The sequence below is a fragment of the Streptomyces sp. GQ60 genome (assembly GCF_059758875.1).
Genome location: NZ_JCAXEG010000004.1, coordinates 446412 through 461002 on the forward strand (window position 1 = coordinate 446412; position 14591 = coordinate 461002).

13 protein-coding genes are annotated in these 14591 nt (G+C 71.6%); 9 read left to right on the plus strand and 4 right to left on the minus strand.

Annotated features, from left to right (window positions below; translation table 11 throughout):
* Window positions 1-46 precede the first annotated feature (46 nt).
* Window positions 47-928: a YceI family protein gene (locus AC6CKD_RS13450; RefSeq protein ID WP_498327384.1), complete on the plus strand. Its 882-nt coding sequence runs from the start codon at window positions 47-49 to the stop codon at window positions 926-928.
* A gap of 18 nt (window positions 929-946) precedes the next feature.
* Here the strand turns inward: AC6CKD_RS13450 and AC6CKD_RS13455 are convergent, their stop codons facing one another.
* Window positions 947-1189 (minus strand): hypothetical protein, encoded by a 243-nt coding sequence (locus AC6CKD_RS13455; RefSeq protein WP_243334774.1) that lies wholly within the window; start codon window positions 1187-1189, stop codon window positions 947-949.
* 105 nt (window positions 1190-1294) lie between these two features.
* Here AC6CKD_RS13455 and holA point away from each other — a divergent pair, with 105 nt between their 5' ends.
* Window positions 1295-2287, plus strand: a complete 993-nt coding sequence (gene holA, locus AC6CKD_RS13460; RefSeq protein WP_498327385.1) for a DNA polymerase III subunit delta — start codon at window positions 1295-1297, stop codon at window positions 2285-2287.
* A gap of 354 nt (window positions 2288-2641) precedes the next feature.
* Here holA and rpsT read toward each other — a convergent pair whose 3' ends face one another.
* The gene (rpsT, locus tag AC6CKD_RS13465) at window positions 2642-2908 is read right to left on the minus strand and encodes a 30S ribosomal protein S20 (RefSeq protein ID WP_243334768.1); all 267 of its coding nucleotides are present in this window, start codon (window positions 2906-2908) and stop codon (window positions 2642-2644) included.
* 244 nt (window positions 2909-3152) lie between these two features.
* Here rpsT and lepA point away from each other — a divergent pair, with 244 nt between their 5' ends.
* The 3 genes from lepA (at window position 3153) to hemW (ending at window position 8483) form a co-directional block, all read left to right on the plus strand.
* Window positions 3153-5018 (plus strand): translation elongation factor 4, encoded by a 1866-nt coding sequence (lepA, locus tag AC6CKD_RS13470; protein WP_498327387.1) that lies wholly within the window; start codon window positions 3153-3155, stop codon window positions 5016-5018.
* Window positions 5019-5275: 257 nt separating this feature from the next.
* The gene (locus tag AC6CKD_RS13475) at window positions 5276-7168 is read left to right on the plus strand and encodes an AMP-dependent synthetase/ligase (RefSeq protein WP_498327388.1); all 1893 of its coding nucleotides are present in this window, start codon (window positions 5276-5278) and stop codon (window positions 7166-7168) included.
* An 82-nt stretch (window positions 7169-7250) separates the two neighbouring features.
* Entirely contained in the window at window positions 7251-8483 is a 1233-nt protein-coding gene (hemW, locus tag AC6CKD_RS13480) for a radical SAM family heme chaperone HemW (protein ID WP_498327390.1), read from the plus strand.
* A gap of 166 nt (window positions 8484-8649) precedes the next feature.
* Here hemW and AC6CKD_RS13485 read toward each other — a convergent pair whose 3' ends face one another.
* Window positions 8650-9447 (minus strand): DUF3097 domain-containing protein, encoded by a 798-nt coding sequence (locus AC6CKD_RS13485; RefSeq protein WP_498327391.1) that lies wholly within the window; start codon window positions 9445-9447, stop codon window positions 8650-8652.
* Between the two features lie 28 nt (window positions 9448-9475).
* On the minus strand, window positions 9476-10201 hold the full coding sequence (locus tag AC6CKD_RS13490; RefSeq protein WP_498327393.1) for an MBL fold metallo-hydrolase: 726 nt from the start codon (window positions 10199-10201) through the stop codon (window positions 9476-9478).
* Window positions 10202-10352: 151 nt separating this feature from the next.
* Between AC6CKD_RS13490 and hrcA the strand changes: the two genes are divergently transcribed.
* The 4 genes from hrcA to AC6CKD_RS13510 all read left to right on the plus strand — a co-directional run bounded on the left by hrcA (window position 10353) and on the right by AC6CKD_RS13510 (window position 14529).
* A complete protein-coding gene (gene hrcA, locus AC6CKD_RS13495) occupies window positions 10353-11369 on the plus strand; it encodes a heat-inducible transcriptional repressor HrcA (RefSeq protein ID WP_498327394.1) in 1017 nt (338 codons plus the stop codon).
* Window positions 11370-12506, plus strand: a complete 1137-nt coding sequence (gene dnaJ / locus AC6CKD_RS13500) for a molecular chaperone DnaJ (protein WP_498327395.1) — start codon at window positions 11370-11372, stop codon at window positions 12504-12506. It abuts the gene before it with no gap.
* Between the two features lie 191 nt (window positions 12507-12697).
* Complete coding sequence (locus AC6CKD_RS13505) at window positions 12698-13789, plus strand: nitronate monooxygenase (RefSeq protein WP_498327397.1); 1092 nt, start codon at window positions 12698-12700, stop codon at window positions 13787-13789.
* Window positions 13786-14529, plus strand: a complete 744-nt coding sequence (locus AC6CKD_RS13510; protein ID WP_498327399.1) for a 16S rRNA (uracil(1498)-N(3))-methyltransferase — start codon at window positions 13786-13788, stop codon at window positions 14527-14529. The genes AC6CKD_RS13505 and AC6CKD_RS13510 overlap by 4 nt, the downstream gene beginning before the upstream one ends.
* Window positions 14530-14591: the final 62 nt, after the last annotated feature.

Genomic DNA, 14591 nt, shown 5'->3' on the forward strand with positions numbered 1-14591 from the left:
TTCGCCAGAGCGGTCCAAGCCCAGACAGCACGGGGGTGCATAAACCATGTTCAGTCGCAGACGGGGGATGGAGACGGCGGGAAGCGCCAGTTCCCATACATCCGCGACACTGACGCTTCCTCATACGGCGCGGCTGCTCAGCTGCCGGGTTCTGGACACGGTCCACCAGCCGGTCCGGCAGGCCAAGTTCGAGGTGACCGACCCGATCGGCCGACGGATCGTCAGCGGGGAGACCGACCCGTACGGCGGGTTCACGGCGGCGGTGCCGGCGGGCGAGTACCGGCTGTCCGTCACGGCAGAGGGCTACGCGCCCTTCCACGGGGCGACGCTGGTGGGGGATCCGGCGCAGCCCGGCACCGGCGAGATCGTCCTGGATCCTGTGGACCCGCCGCTGCTGCCGCAGCCGGGCCACTGGGAGCTCGACCCGGGGCATTCGTCGATCGGGTTCTCGGTCCGGCACATCGGCTTCGCCCGGATCAACGGCCGGTTCAACACCTTCGCCGGCGCGGTGCGCATAGCCGACCGCATGGAGGATTCCTCCATGCGCGTGATCATCGACGCGGCGAGCATCAACACCGGGTTGCGGATGCGGGACGACCACCTGCGCTCCGCGGACTTCCTGGACGCGGCCCGCCATCCGACGGTGGAGTTCTACAGCGAGCGGTTCATCCACCGCAGCGGCAGCCGCTGGTCCGTGACGGGCGCGCTCACCCTCCACGGGGTCAGCCGGTCCGTCACCCTGGACACCCGGTACCTGGGTCTGGGTACCGGGCTGGAGGGCGAGCCGAGGGCGGCCTGCCGGGCGACGGTCGAACTGAACCGCGAGGACTTCACGCTGAACTGGCAGTCGATCCTGGCGCACGGGATCGCGGCGATCGGTTCGAACGTGGAAGTGGCCCTGGACGTGCAGGTCGTGCACAAGGCCTGACCGAGCGGGGTCCGGCGGCTACGGGGCTTCGAGCCAGCCGTCGTACTCGGCGGCGAGTTCGTCCAGGGCCGTGGCGTCCAGCCGTTCGCGCGGGTCCTCGACGACCACGAGCCACTGGGCGTCCTCGGCGTCGTCCTCCCCGGCGAGGGCGTCGCGGACCAGCTGCGGTTCCTCCGGGAGGCCGAAGCGGTCGACCACCTCCCGCGCCACCTCCTCGGCGGTGTCGCGGTCGGGCAGGACCAGTACATGTCGCACGTTCACCCGGACATTCTCGGCTATGGGGGAGGGGGCCGCGGAAGGGGGGCGGGGCGTACACGGCGGCCGGGGCGCGAGGGTCTGTCAGTGCGGCGTGGGATGCTGGAGCCGATGGCCACCAGGAAGAATTCCACCGACGATCCGCTCGCCCCGATCACCCTCGCGGTGGGGCAGGAGGACCTGCTGCTCGACCGCGCCGTGCGGGAGGTCGTGACGGCGGCGCGAGCCGCCGATGCCGACACGGACGTGCGTGACCTCGCCTCCGAACAGCTCCAGCCCGGCACCTTGGCCGAGTTGACCAGCCCGTCGCTCTTCTCGGAGCGCAAGGTGCTGGTGGTGCGCAACGCGCAGGACCTGTCGGCGGACACGGTCAAGGAGGTCAAGGCGTACCTCGACTCGCCGTTCGAGGAGATCGCCCTCGTCCTCGTGCACGCCGGCGGCGTCAAGGGCAAGGGCCTGCTGGACGCCGCGCGCAAGGCGGGTGCCCGGGAGGTCGCCTGTCCGAAGATGACGAAGCCGGCGGACCGGCTGGCGTTCGTGCGGGGAGAGTTCCGGACGCTGGGTCGTTCGGCCACGCCCGAGGCCTGCCAGACGCTGGTCGACGCGATCGGCAGCGACCTGCGGGAGCTGGCGAGCGCGGCGGCGCAGCTGTGCGCGGACGTCGAGGGCACGATCGACGAGGCCGTGGTGGGCCGCTACTACACCGGCCGGGCCGAGGCGTCGAGCTTCACCGTCGCCGACCGGGCGGTCGAGGGGCGCGCCGCGGAAGCCCTGGAGGCCCTGCGCTGGTCCCTGTCCACCGGGGTGGCTCCGGTCCTGATCACCAGCGCGCTGGCCCAGGCGGTACGGGCGATCGGGAAGCTGGCCTCGGCCCCGAGGGGGGCCCGTCCCGGGGACCTCGCGCGTGACCTCGGCATGCCGCCGTGGAAGATCGACCGGGTCCGGCAGCAGATGCGGGGGTGGTCGGCGGATGGTGTCGCGGACGCGTTGCGTGCGGTGGCCGATGCGGATGCGGGGGTCAAGGGCGGGGGCGACGACCCGGAGTACGCGCTGGAGAAGGCGGTCGTCGCGGTCGCCCGGGCGGCACGAACCCGCCGGGGCTAGCCCCTGGCCCCGGGCCCCCGGAGTCGAGCCAGCGCCCGGCGGGGACCAGCTTCCGGCGGGGACCAGCTTCCGGAGCCGGGTCCCGGTCCGGGGGGCCCCGAGCCCTGGCAGTGATGCAGGGTTCGGTCTGCTCGCCCGTGTGTGGGTGCGGGGCCCGGATCCGTGCGTCCCGGAGGGCCCCGCATGCCGAAGGCCCCGGCCGCTGCCCTGGGGAAGGGAGGCGGCCGGGGCCTTCGGTTACTTCTGGGGTTGCACCGCACCCGCGTGGCGAACGCTTCGTGTGCGGCGCGGAGTGCCGGTCGGGAGCGGGAGAGAGGGCCCGCTGGATCCCTGTCCGGCGATCACATCAGGGGCTCAGCCCTGAAGGGAGGCAACCTTGATCGCCAGCGCCGACTTCTTGTTGGCGGCGGCGTTCTTGTGGATGACACCCTTCGAGACGGCCTTGTCGAGCGCGCGGGAAGCGGCGCGGGAAGCCACGGTGGCCTTCTCGACGTCACCGGCGACGACGGCCTCACGGGCCTTGCGGATGGCGGTCTTGAGCGAGGACTTGACGGCCTTGTTGCGAAGGCGAGCCTTCTCGTTCGTCTTGTTGCGCTTGACCTGGGACTTGATGTTCGCCACGAAAGAGCCTTTGCAGGTTCAGAGATTTGATCTTCGGATTGCGTCCCGTAGAGCTAGAGGGCACACGAGACACAGCTGCTCAGGTTACCAGCTGCCTTCCGACCGGCCCAAACTGAGCGCACTCCCCGGTTCATGGGACCATGGGAGTCTGCGTATAGATCCGACTAGGCCCGACCAGATCTGGTTTCGCGCAGACCGACGCCCACACTTCGTTCCGACTGCGACCCGAGAATCAGGACACTGCGTGCCCGCGATCCCCAGCCACGTGCCCGAGCCGAGCCGTACCGACCCGGCGCTGATCCGCAATTTCTGCATCATCGCGCACATCGACCACGGCAAGTCGACCCTTGCCGACCGGATGCTCCAGCTCACCGGTGTGGTGGACTCGCGGCAGATGCGCGCCCAGTACCTCGACCGCATGGACATCGAGCGTGAGCGCGGCATCACGATCAAGTCCCAGGCGGTCCGGCTGCCCTGGGCGCCGAACACGGGTGAGGACACGGGCAAGACCCACATCCTCAACATGATCGACACCCCCGGACACGTCGACTTCACCTACGAGGTCTCGCGCTCGCTGGCGGCCTGCGAGGGCACGGTCCTCCTGGTGGACGCGGCCCAGGGCATCGAGGCCCAGACCCTCGCCAACCTGTACCTGGCGATGGAGAAGGACCTCGCGATCGTCCCGGTCCTGAACAAGATCGACCTGCCGGCCGCCCAGCCGGAGAAGTTCGCCGAGGAACTGGCGAACCTGGTCGGCTGCCAGCCCGAGGACGTCCTGCGCGTATCGGCGAAGACCGGTCTCGGCGTGGACGTGCTGCTCGACAAGATCGTCGCCACGGTCCCGGCCCCGGTCGGTCCCAAGGACGCCCCCGCCCGCGCGATGATCTTCGACTCCGTCTACGACTCCTACCGCGGTGTCGTCACGTACGTCCGTGTGGTCGACGGGCAGCTCAACAAGCGCGAGCGCATCCGGATGATGTCCACCGGCGCCACGCACGAGCTGCTGGAGATCGGCGTCTCCTCCCCGGAGATGACCCCGGCCGACGGCATCGGCGTCGGCGAGGTGGGCTACATCATCACCGGCGTGAAGGACGTACGTCAGTCCAAGGTCGGTGACACCATCACCAGCCTGCACAACGGCGCGACCGAGGCCCTCGGCGGCTACAAGGACCCGCGTCCGATGGTCTTCTCCGGCCTGTACCCGCTCGACGGCTCGGACTACCCGGACCTGCGCGAGGCGCTGGACAAGCTCCAGCTCAACGACGCCGCGCTCGTCTACGAGCCGGAGACCTCGGCGGCGCTCGGCTTCGGCTTCCGCGTCGGCTTCCTCGGCCTGCTCCACCTGGACGTGGTGCGCGAGCGCCTGGAGCGCGAGTTCGGGCTCGACCTGATCGCCACCGCGCCGAACGTGGTCTACCGCGTCGTCATGGAGGACGGCAAGGAAGTCTCCGTCACCAACCCGAGCGAGTTCCCCGAGGGCAAGATCTCGGACGTGTTCGAGCCGGTCGTCCGGGCCACCCTGCTCGCGCCCTCCGAGTTCATCGGCGCGATCATGGAGCTCTGCCAGCAGCGCCGCGGCACCCTCCTCGGGATGGACTACCTCTCCGAGGACCGGGTCGAGATCCGCTACACCCTCCCGCTCGCGGAGATCGTCTTCGACTTCTTCGACCAGCTGAAGTCCAAGACGCGCGGCTACGCCTCCCTCGACTACGAGCCCACCGGCGAGCAGTCCGGCAGCCTGGTCAAGGTCGACATCCTGCTGCACGGCGACAAGGTCGACGCCTTCTCCGCCGTCTGCCACAAGGACGCGGCCTACGCCTACGGCGTGCGGCTGGTCGCCAAGCTGCGCGAGCTCATCCCGCGGCAGGCCTTCGAGATCCCGATCCAGGCGGCCGTCGGCTCCCGCGTCATCGCCCGCGAGACCATCCGCGCCATCCGCAAGGACGTCCTCGCGAAGTGCTACGGCGGTGACATCTCCCGTAAGCGGAAGCTGCTGGAGAAGCAGAAGGAAGGCAAGAAGCGCATGAAGATGGTCGGTTCCGTGGAGGTCCCGCAGGAGGCCTTCATCGCCGTCCTCTCCAGCGACGAGTCCGGCGGCAAGAAGAAGTAGCCGCCGCGACCGTCCTCGGACGCGAAGCAGGCCCCCGTGCTCCGGCGCGGGGGCCTGTTTCGTTATGAATCGGCTCCCCGGGGCCTCTTACGCGCCAGGCGGAGGGCCCCTAGTCTGATCACTGATCGTTGGTTACTCGCCAGTTTTTCTGGCGTTCGGATGCTGCCAAGCCCTGACTCAGCCACCCACCCTGACCCACCACCCGGTCAGTCAGCCCCTGTGCGAACAGGCCCTGCCGCGTGGTCCGGAGGATGTCCGTGAGCGACACACAGACCTTGATCGAGAACCGCCCGCCCACCGTGGCGACCCTCTTCCTGGAGCGTGTCGCCGCCACGCCTAACGGCGAGGCCTACCGGTACCCGGTCCCCGCCGCCGACGGGCAGGGCGGCCCGGACGACTGGAAGTCGCTCAGCTGGGGACAGGCCGCAGAGCGAGTTTTCGCCATCGCGGCCGGACTCGTCGAGCTCGGGATCCAGCCGGAGCAGCGCGTGGCGCTGTCCTCCAACACCCGCGTGGAGTGGATCCTCGCCGACCTCGGCGTGATGTGCGCCGGCGGCGCCGTGACCACCGTCTACCCGAGCACGAACGCCGAGGAGTCGGCGTTCATCCTCTCCGACTCCGAGAGCCGGATCCTGATCGCCGAGGACGCCGCGCAGCTGGCCAAGGCCCGTGAGCGCCGTGCCGACCTGCCCGAGCTCGCCCACGTGGTCGTCGTGGAGGCGGGCGACGCCGTGGCCGCCGAGGGCGACCCCGAGGGCTGGGTGCTCTCGCTGGCCGACCTGGAGGCGCGCGGCCGCGAGTACCTGGCCAAGCACCCCGAGGTGGTCAAGGAGCGGATCGCGGCCATCACCGCCGACCAGCTCGCCACCCTCATCTACACCTCGGGCACCACGGGGCGGCCCAAGGGCGTGCGGCTGCCGCACGACAACTGGTCGTACATGGCCAAGGCCACCGTGGCCACCGGCCTGATCACCAAGGACGACGTCCAGTACCTCTGGCTGCCGCTCGCGCACGTCTTCGGCAAGGTGCTGACCTCCGGCCAGATCGAGGTCGGTCACGTCACCGCCGTCGACGGCCGGATCGACAAGATCATCGAGAACCTGCCGATCGTCCAGCCGACCTACATGGCGGCCGTTCCGCGCATCTTCGAGAAGGTCTACAACGGGGTCGCGGCCAAGGCCAGGGCCGCCGGCGGCGCCAAGTACAAGATCTTCCGGTGGTCGGTCGGCGTCGCCCGCGAGTACGCCAAGGTCACCCAGGACAACTTCCGCCGCACCGGCCGGGCGAGCGCCCCCTTCGGCCTCACCACCAAGCACAAGATCGCCGACGCGCTCGTCTACTCCAAGCTCCGCGAGGCATTCGGCGGCAACCTGCGCGCCGCCGTCTCCGGCGCCTCCGCCCTCGCCCCGGAGATCGGCTACTTCTTCTCCGGCGCAGGCATCCACATCCTGGAGGGCTACGGGCTCACCGAGTCCAGCGCCGCCTCCTTCGTCAACCCCGGCGAGGCCTACCGCACCGGAACCGTCGGCAAGCCGCTCCCCGGCACCGAGGTCCGCATCGCCGACGACGGCGAGGTCCTCCTGCGAGGCCCCGGCATCATGCAGGGCTACCACCATCAGCCGGAGAAGACCGCCGAGGTGCTGGAGGCCGACGGCTGGCTGCACACCGGCGACATCGGCGAGCTGTCGGCCGACGGCTACCTGCGCATCACCGACCGCAAGAAGGACCTGATCAAGACCTCGGGCGGCAAGTACGTCGCCCCGGCGGAGATCGAGGGCCAGTTCAAGGCGCTCTGCCCGTACGTCTCCAGCATCGTCGTCCACGGCGCCGACCGGAACTTCTGCTCCGCCCTCATCGCCCTCGACGAGCCCTCGATCCTGGTCTGGGCCGCCGAGAACGGCCTGGAGGGCAAGACGTACTCCCAGGTCCTGGCCGCCCCCGAGACGAACCGGCTCATCGAGACCTACGTCCAGACCCTCAACGAGGGCCTCCAGCGCTGGCAGACGGTCAAGAAGTTCCGGCTCCTGCCCCGCGACCTCGACGTGGAGCACGGGGACCTCACCCCGAGCCTCAAGCTGAAGCGGCCGGTCGTCGAGCGCGAGTTCAAGCACCTCATCGAGGAGATGTACGAGGGCTCCCGGGAGGCGTAGCGCGGAACGCGGGCGCGGGGCTCGCCCCGGGGCGCGCCGCGCGCCCGTAAACGACCTTGGGGCAGTGCGGGACAATGGGCTCATGCCTTCCGCACTGCCCGACGGTGAACCCATGCCCGAAGACGGCTCGCTGCCGCTCCACGCCCTGGCGGGAGCCGGGGAGCGGCCGCTCGGGTTCTACCTGCACGTTCCGTACTGCGCCACGCGCTGCGGGTACTGCGACTTCAACACCTACACGGCCACCGAGCTGCGGGGCACCGGCGGTGTCCTCGCCTCCCGGGAGAACTACGCCGACACCCTGATCGACGAGGTCAGGCTGGCCCGCAAGGTCCTCGGGGACGACCCCAGGGCCGTACGGACCGTGTTCGTGGGCGGCGGCACGCCCACGCTGCTGCCCGCCGGCGACCTCGTACGGATGCTCGCGGCCATCCGGGACGAATTCGGGCTGGCCGAGGACGCCGAGGTCACCACCGAGGCCAATCCGGAGTCGGTGAACCCGGAGTACCTGGCGGAGCTGCGCGCGGGCGGCTTCAACCGCATCTCCTTCGGCATGCAGAGCGCCAAGCAGCACGTCCTGAAGGTGCTCGACCGCACGCACACCCCCGGGCGGCCGGAGGCCTGCGTCGCCGAGGCGCGGGCGGCGGGCTTCGAGCACGTGAACCTGGACCTGATCTACGGGACGCCGGGGGAATCCGACGAGGACTGGCGGGCCTCGCTGTCCGCGGCCCTGGGGGCCGGGCCCGATCACATCAGCGCCTACGCGCTGATCGTGGAGGAGGGCACCCAGCTCGCGCGGCGGATCCGGCGGGGCGAGGTCCCCATGACGGACGACGACGTCCACGCGGACCGGTACCTGATCCTCGACTCGGTGATGGCCGAGGCGGGGTACTCCTGGTACGAGGTCTCGAACTGGGCCACCTCCGAGGCCGGGCGCTGCCTGCACAACGAGCTGTACTGGCGCGGGGCCGACTGGTGGGGGGCCGGGCCCGGAGCGCACTCGCACGTGGGCGGGGTGCGGTGGTGGAACGTGAAGCACCCGGGCGCCTACGCGGCGGCGCTGGCGGAGGGGCGGTCGCCGGGGGCGGGGCGGGAGCTCCTCTCCTCGGAGGACCGGCGGGTGGAGCGGATCCTGCTGGAGCTCCGGCTGGTGGACGGGGTGCCGCTGTCCCTGCTCGCGCCGGCGGGGCTTGCCGCGGCCGGGCGGGCCCTGGCGGACGGACTCCTGGAGGCAGGCCCGTACGCGGCCGGGCGGGCCGTCCTGACGCTGCGGGGGCGGCTGCTGGCCGACGCGGTGGTCCGCGACCTGGTCGACTGACCCCGTCCGGGGTGGGGGAGCCCTGCGGGGCCGTCCCCCACCCGCCCTTCGCCCGTTCCCCGGGCTCTGCCCGGACCCGTTGCCGGTGCGGCGCCGTTGTTGGGGGCCGGCCCCCGGACCCCCGCTCCTCACACGCCTGAGGGGCTGGATTCGGGCAGGTCTCGGGCTATGCCGTCACGTGGTCGATCAAGTGCTCCACCGCGCCCAGGAGGGTGGGCTCCAGGTCCTTGTACGAGGTCACGCGGGAGAGGATGTGCTGCCAGGCGGCCCCGGTGTTCTCCGGCCAGCCCAGGGCCCGGCAGATGCCCGTCTTCCAGTCCTGGCCGGGCGGGATCACCGGCCAGGAGCGGATGCCGAGGGCGGAGGGCTTCACCGCCTGCCAGACGTCCACGTACGGGTGTCCCACGATCAGGACGTGCGGGGAGGTCACGGAGGCGGCGATGCGGGACTCCTTGGAGCCCGGGACCAGGTGGTCCACCAGGATGCCCAGCCGGGCGTCGGCGGCGGGGGCGAACTCGGCGACCACCGACGGGAGGTCGTCGATGCCCTCCAGGTACTCCACCACGACGCCCTCGATCCGCAGGTCGTCGCCCCAGACCCGTTCGACCAGTTCGGCGTCGTGGCGGCCCTCCACGTAGATCCGGCCCGCCCGGGCCACCCGCGCGCGGGCCCCGGGGACGGCGAGGGAGCCCGAGGCCGTACGGGCCGGGGCGACCGGCCCGCGGACCGGGCGGGTCAGGGTCACCACCGCGCCGTCCAGGAGGAAACCGCGGGGTTCTAGGGGGAAGACGCGGCGCTTGCCGAAGCGGTCCTCCAGGGTGACCGTGCCCGCCTCGCAGGCCACCACCGCGCCGCAGAAGTCCGTACCCGCCGCCTCGACCACCAGATCGGGATCGGCAGGCACCTCCGGGACGGGCTTGGCGCGCTTCCACTGCGGGGTCAGGTCGGGGGAGTACTCACGCATCCGGCCGAGGGTAGGAGAGCGGGCCGCCTCAGGTGTCCGACACGCCGAAACGGGCCGCCAGTGTGTCGCGTTGGGCACGCACGAAGGCCGCGTCGACCACCGCTCCGTGACCCGGCACGTACAGAGCGTCGTCCCCGCCCAGGGCGAGGAGCCGGTCCAGGGCCGCCGGCCACTGGCCGGGCACCGCGTCCGGACCCGCCTGCGGCTCGCCCGATTCCTCGACCAGGTCGCCGCAGAAGACCACCTCGCGCGCTCCGGGCACGAAGGCGGCCAGATCGTGCCCGGTGTGCCCGGGCCCCACGTTCGCCAGCAGAACCTGCAGCCCGCCCAGGTCGAGCGTCCACTCTCCCGACACCAGGTGCCGGGGGACCACCAGCAGGTCCGCCGCCTCGGCCGCCTCGGCCTCCGGCAGGCCCTGGCGGACCGCGTCCTCGCGCAGCTCGTCCCGGCCCGCCGAGAGCACGGCGTCCAGCCCGACCGGGCCGTAGACCTCGGCCCCCGCGAACGCCGCACCGCCCAGTACGTGGTCGAAATGTCCGTGTGTGAATGCGAGATGGGTCACGCGCCGGCCCGTCAGCCGCTCCGCCTCCGCCCGCACCAGCGCGCCTTCCCGCAGGGAGGACCCGGGGTCGATCAGGAGGGCCGAATCCTCGCCCACCACCAGTCCCACGGTGCAGTCCCACACCGGCAGCCGCTTGCGGCCGGCCCGTTCCGTGAGCTGTTCCCAGCCCGCCTCTTCCCAACGCACGTCCATGCCGCGACGCTACCTTGGCGGTCCGCCCTTGCTACGGGTGTACCACCCCGCCGTACACTGACCGGGGGATCTCTGGCACTCGAACGCTCGGAGTGCCAGCAGGCGGGGTCTGCCGAAGCCGCGAACGACGGAAACGATGGAGGTGTGCGCGATGCTCAGCGAACGCAGACTCGAAGTGCTGCGCGCCATCGTCCAGGACTACGTCGGGACGGAGGAGCCGGTCGGCTCCAAGGCGCTCACCGAGCGGCACCGGCTCGGCGTCTCGCCCGCCACCGTGCGCAACGACATGGCCGTGCTGGAGGACGAGGGCTACATCGCCCAGCCCCACACCAGCGCCGGCCGGATCCCCACGGACAAGGGCTACCGCCTCTTCGTCGACAAGCTGGCGGGGGTCAAACCGCTGTCGACGCCCGAGCGGCGGGCCATCCAGAACTTCCTCGACGGGGCCGTGGACCTCGACGACGTCGTCGGCCGTACGGTGCGGCTGCTCGCGCAGCTCACCCGGCAGGTCGCGGTCGTCCAGTACCCGTCGCTGACCCGGTCCACCGTCCGGCACGTGGAACTGCTCTCGCTGGCCCCGGCCCGCCTGATGCTCGTCCTCATCACGGACACCGGCCGGGTCGAGCAGCGGCTCGTCGACTGCCAGGCACCCTTCGCGGACACCTCGCTCGCGGACCTGCGGGCCCGCCTCAACAGCCGGGTCGTCGGCCGCCGGTTCACCGACGTGCCGCCGCTGGTGCAGGACCTTCCGGAATCCTTCGAGAACGAGGACCGGGTGACGGTGCGAGCCGTCCTCGACACCCTCCTCGAAACGCTGGTGGAGGAGGCGGAGGAGCGGCTGATGATCGGCGGCACCGCCAACCTCACCCGCTTCGGACACGATTTTCCCCTGACGATCAGGCCGGTGCTCGAAGCGCTGGAGGAGCAGGTCGTGCTCCTCAAGCTGCTGGGCGAGGCCAGTGAGTCGGGAATGGCCGTAAAGATCGGGCACGAGAACGCCTACGAGGGACTGAACTCCACGTCCGTCGTCTCGGTCGGCTACGGTTCGGGCGGCGAAGCAGTCGCCAAACTCGGCGTGGTCGGACCGACCCGCATGGACTACCCCGGAACGATGGGAGCGGTACGCGCAGTGGCACGTTACGTCGGACAGATCCTGGCGGAGTCGTAAGTGGCCACGGACTATTACGCCGTTCTCGGCGTGCGCCGCGACGCATCGCAGGACGAGATCAAGAAGGCATTCCGGCGGCTCGCGCGCGAGCTGCACCCGGATGTGAACCCCGATCCCAAGACGCAAGAGCGCTTCAAGGAGATCAACGCCGCCTACGAGGTCCTCTCGGACCCGCAGAAGAAGCAGGTCTTCGACCTCGGCGGCGACCCGCTGTCCTCCTCGGGCGGCGGCGGAGCCGGCGGCTTCGGAGCGGGCGGCTTCGGCAACTTCTCCGACATCATGGACGCCTTCTTCGGCCAGTCCTCGCAGCGCGGACCGCGCTCGCGGACCCGCCGCGGCCAGGACGCCATGATCCGCCTCGACCTGGAACTGGACGAGGCCGCCTTCGGCACGACCAAGGACATCCAAGTCGACACGGCCGTCGTCTGCACCACCTGCTCCGGCGAGGGCGCCGCCCCCGGCACCTCGGCGCAGACCTGCGACATGTGCCGCGGCCGCGGTGAGGTCTCGCAGGTCACCCGGTCCTTCCTCGGTCAGGTCATGACCTCGCGGCCCTGCCCGCAGTGCCAGGGCTTCGGCACCGTGGTCCCGACCCCGTGCCCCGAGTGCGCGGGCGACGGCCGGGTCCGCTCCCGCCGCAGCCTCACCGTCAAGATCCCGGCGGGCGTCGAGAACGGCACCCGGATCCAGCTCGCGGGCGAAGGCGAGGTCGGCCCCGGCGGCGGCCCCGCCGGCGACCTGTACGTGGAGATCCACGAGCTGCCGCACCCGACCTTCCAGCGGCGCGGAGACGACCTGCACTGCACGGTCACGATCCCGATGACCGCGGCGGCCCTGGGCACCAAGTGCCCGCTGGAGACCCTGGACGGCCTGGAGGAGATCGACATCCGGCCCGGCACCCAGTCCGGCCAGGCGATCCCCCTGCACGGCCGGGGCGTCACGCACCTGCGCGGCGGCGGCCGGGGCGACCTGATCGTCCACGTCGAGGTCACCACGCCGAACAAGCTGGACCCGGCGCAGGAAGACCTGCTGCGCCAGCTGGCCAAGCTGCGCGGCGAGGAGCGACCGCTCGGCCAGTTCGCGCCGGGCCAGCAAGGCCTGTTCAGCCGCCTGAAGGACGCCTTCAACGGGCGCTGAGCCGCGCGCGGAACAGCGTACGGGCAGCGTACGAGAACACCTGCGAGCCCGGTCCGGGGATGCCCCGGACCGGGCTCGCCGCATGGCGGACGGCAGGGCGGCGGCGGTATTCGGGCACCCCGGTGAAGGGGACTATGCCAGGCGAATGCCGTGATTCGGTCCGGTGAGCGGGACATGGCACGATGCAGCTCATGTCCTCCGCACCGAACGGTCTCTTCGCGTACCCGATCGTGCAGGCGCCCATGGCGGGCGGCGCGTCCTGCCCGCCGCTCGCGGCCGCCGTGTGCGAAGCGGGCGGACTGGGCTTCCTCGCCGGCGGCTACAAGACCGCCGACGGCATGTACCAGGAGATCAAGCGGCTGCGCGCGCTCACCCGCCGCCCCTTCGGCGTGAACCTCTTCCTGCCGCAGACCTCCCAGGTGGACCCGGCGCTCGTGGAGGCCTACCGCGGGCACCTCGCCAGTGAGGCCTCCTGGTACGAGATCTCCCTCGCCGACGAGGACATCATCGGCACCTGCGACGACGGCTACGACGCCAAACTGGCCATTCTCATCGAAGACCCGGTACCCGTGGTCTCGTTCACCTTCGGACTGCCCTCGCCCGCGGCCTTCGCCTGCCTGCGCAAGGCCGGTACGTACACGATCGCCACCGTCACCTCCGTCGAGGAGGCCCGCGCCGCACAGGCGGCCGGCGCCGACGCCGTCTGCGTCCAGGGCATGGAGGCGGGCGGCCACCAGGGCACCCACCGCGACGACCCGCAGGGCGACGGCACGGCCGGAGTCGGCCTGCTCGCGCTCGTCGCACAGGTGCGCGAGGCCGTGGTCCTCCCCATCATCGCGGCGGGCGGCCTGATGCGCGGCTCGCAGATCGCCGCGCTGCTCGCCGCGGGCGCGGAGGCCGCGCAGCTCGGCACGGCCTTCCTGGCCTGCCCGGAGTCCGGCGCGCACCCCCTGCACAAGGAGGCGCTGACCGACCCGCTGTTCGTCCGGACCGAGCTCACCCGGGCCTTCTCGGGGCGGCCGGCCCGCGGGCTGGTCAACCGGTTCATGCGCGAGCACGGCCCGTACGCCCCGGCCGCGTACCCGCAGGTCCACCACCTGACCGCGCCGCTGCGCAAGGCCGCCGCCGCGGCCGGCGATCCGCAGGGCATGGCCCTGTGGGCGGGCCAGGGGCACCGGCTGGCGCGGGCCCTGCCGGCCGGGGAGCTGGTGGAGGTGCTCGCGTCGGAACTCGGCGCGGCCCAGCACGTGTTGAAGACAATGCAGATGAGGAGTGCGTCATGACCGCCCCGGTGTTCGTGGTCGAAAAGGTTCCCGCGGGGCCGGAGTTCGTCCTGGACGGTCCCGAAGGCCGCCACGCGGTCTCCGTGAAGCGGCTGGCCCCCGGCGAAGCCCTCGTGCTGACCGACGGCCGGGGCGACTGGGCCGAGGCCGTCGTGACGGCCGCCGAGGGCAAGGACCGCCTCGTCGTCTCCGTGTCCGCGGTCCACGAAGAGGCGGAGCCGGCCGTCCGGATCACCGTCGTCCAGGCCCTGCCCAAGGGCGACCGGGGCGAGGTCGCCGTCGAGACCATGACGGAGACCGGCGTCGACGTGATCGTGCCCTGGCAGGCCTCGCGCTGCATCACCCAGTGGCGCGGCGACCGGGGAGCCAAATCCCTCGCGAAGTGGCGGGCCACCGCCCGGGAGTCGGGCAAGCAGTCCCGCCGCGTCCGCTTCCCCGAGGTCGAGGAGGCGCTGTCGACCAAGCAGGTCGCGACCCTGCTCGCCGGGGCCGACCTCGCGGTGGTCCTGCACGAGGACCGGGACGCCCCCTCGGCCGCACTGGCCACCGCGGACCTGCCCGCCGGCGGCTCGATCGTCCTGGTCGTCGGACCCGAGGGCGGGGTCTCCCCGGACGAGCTCGCCGCCTTCGCCGCGGCCGGGGCCCACCCGTACCGGCTGGGCCCCTCGGTCCTGCGCACCTCCACGGCGGGCACGGCCGCGGCGGCCGTCCTGCTGGCGAGGACGGGCCGCTGGTCCTGACGGGCCGACGGCCCTGACCGGTCCGGCGGGCGGCGGTGGATACGATGCCGGAACCGATCACC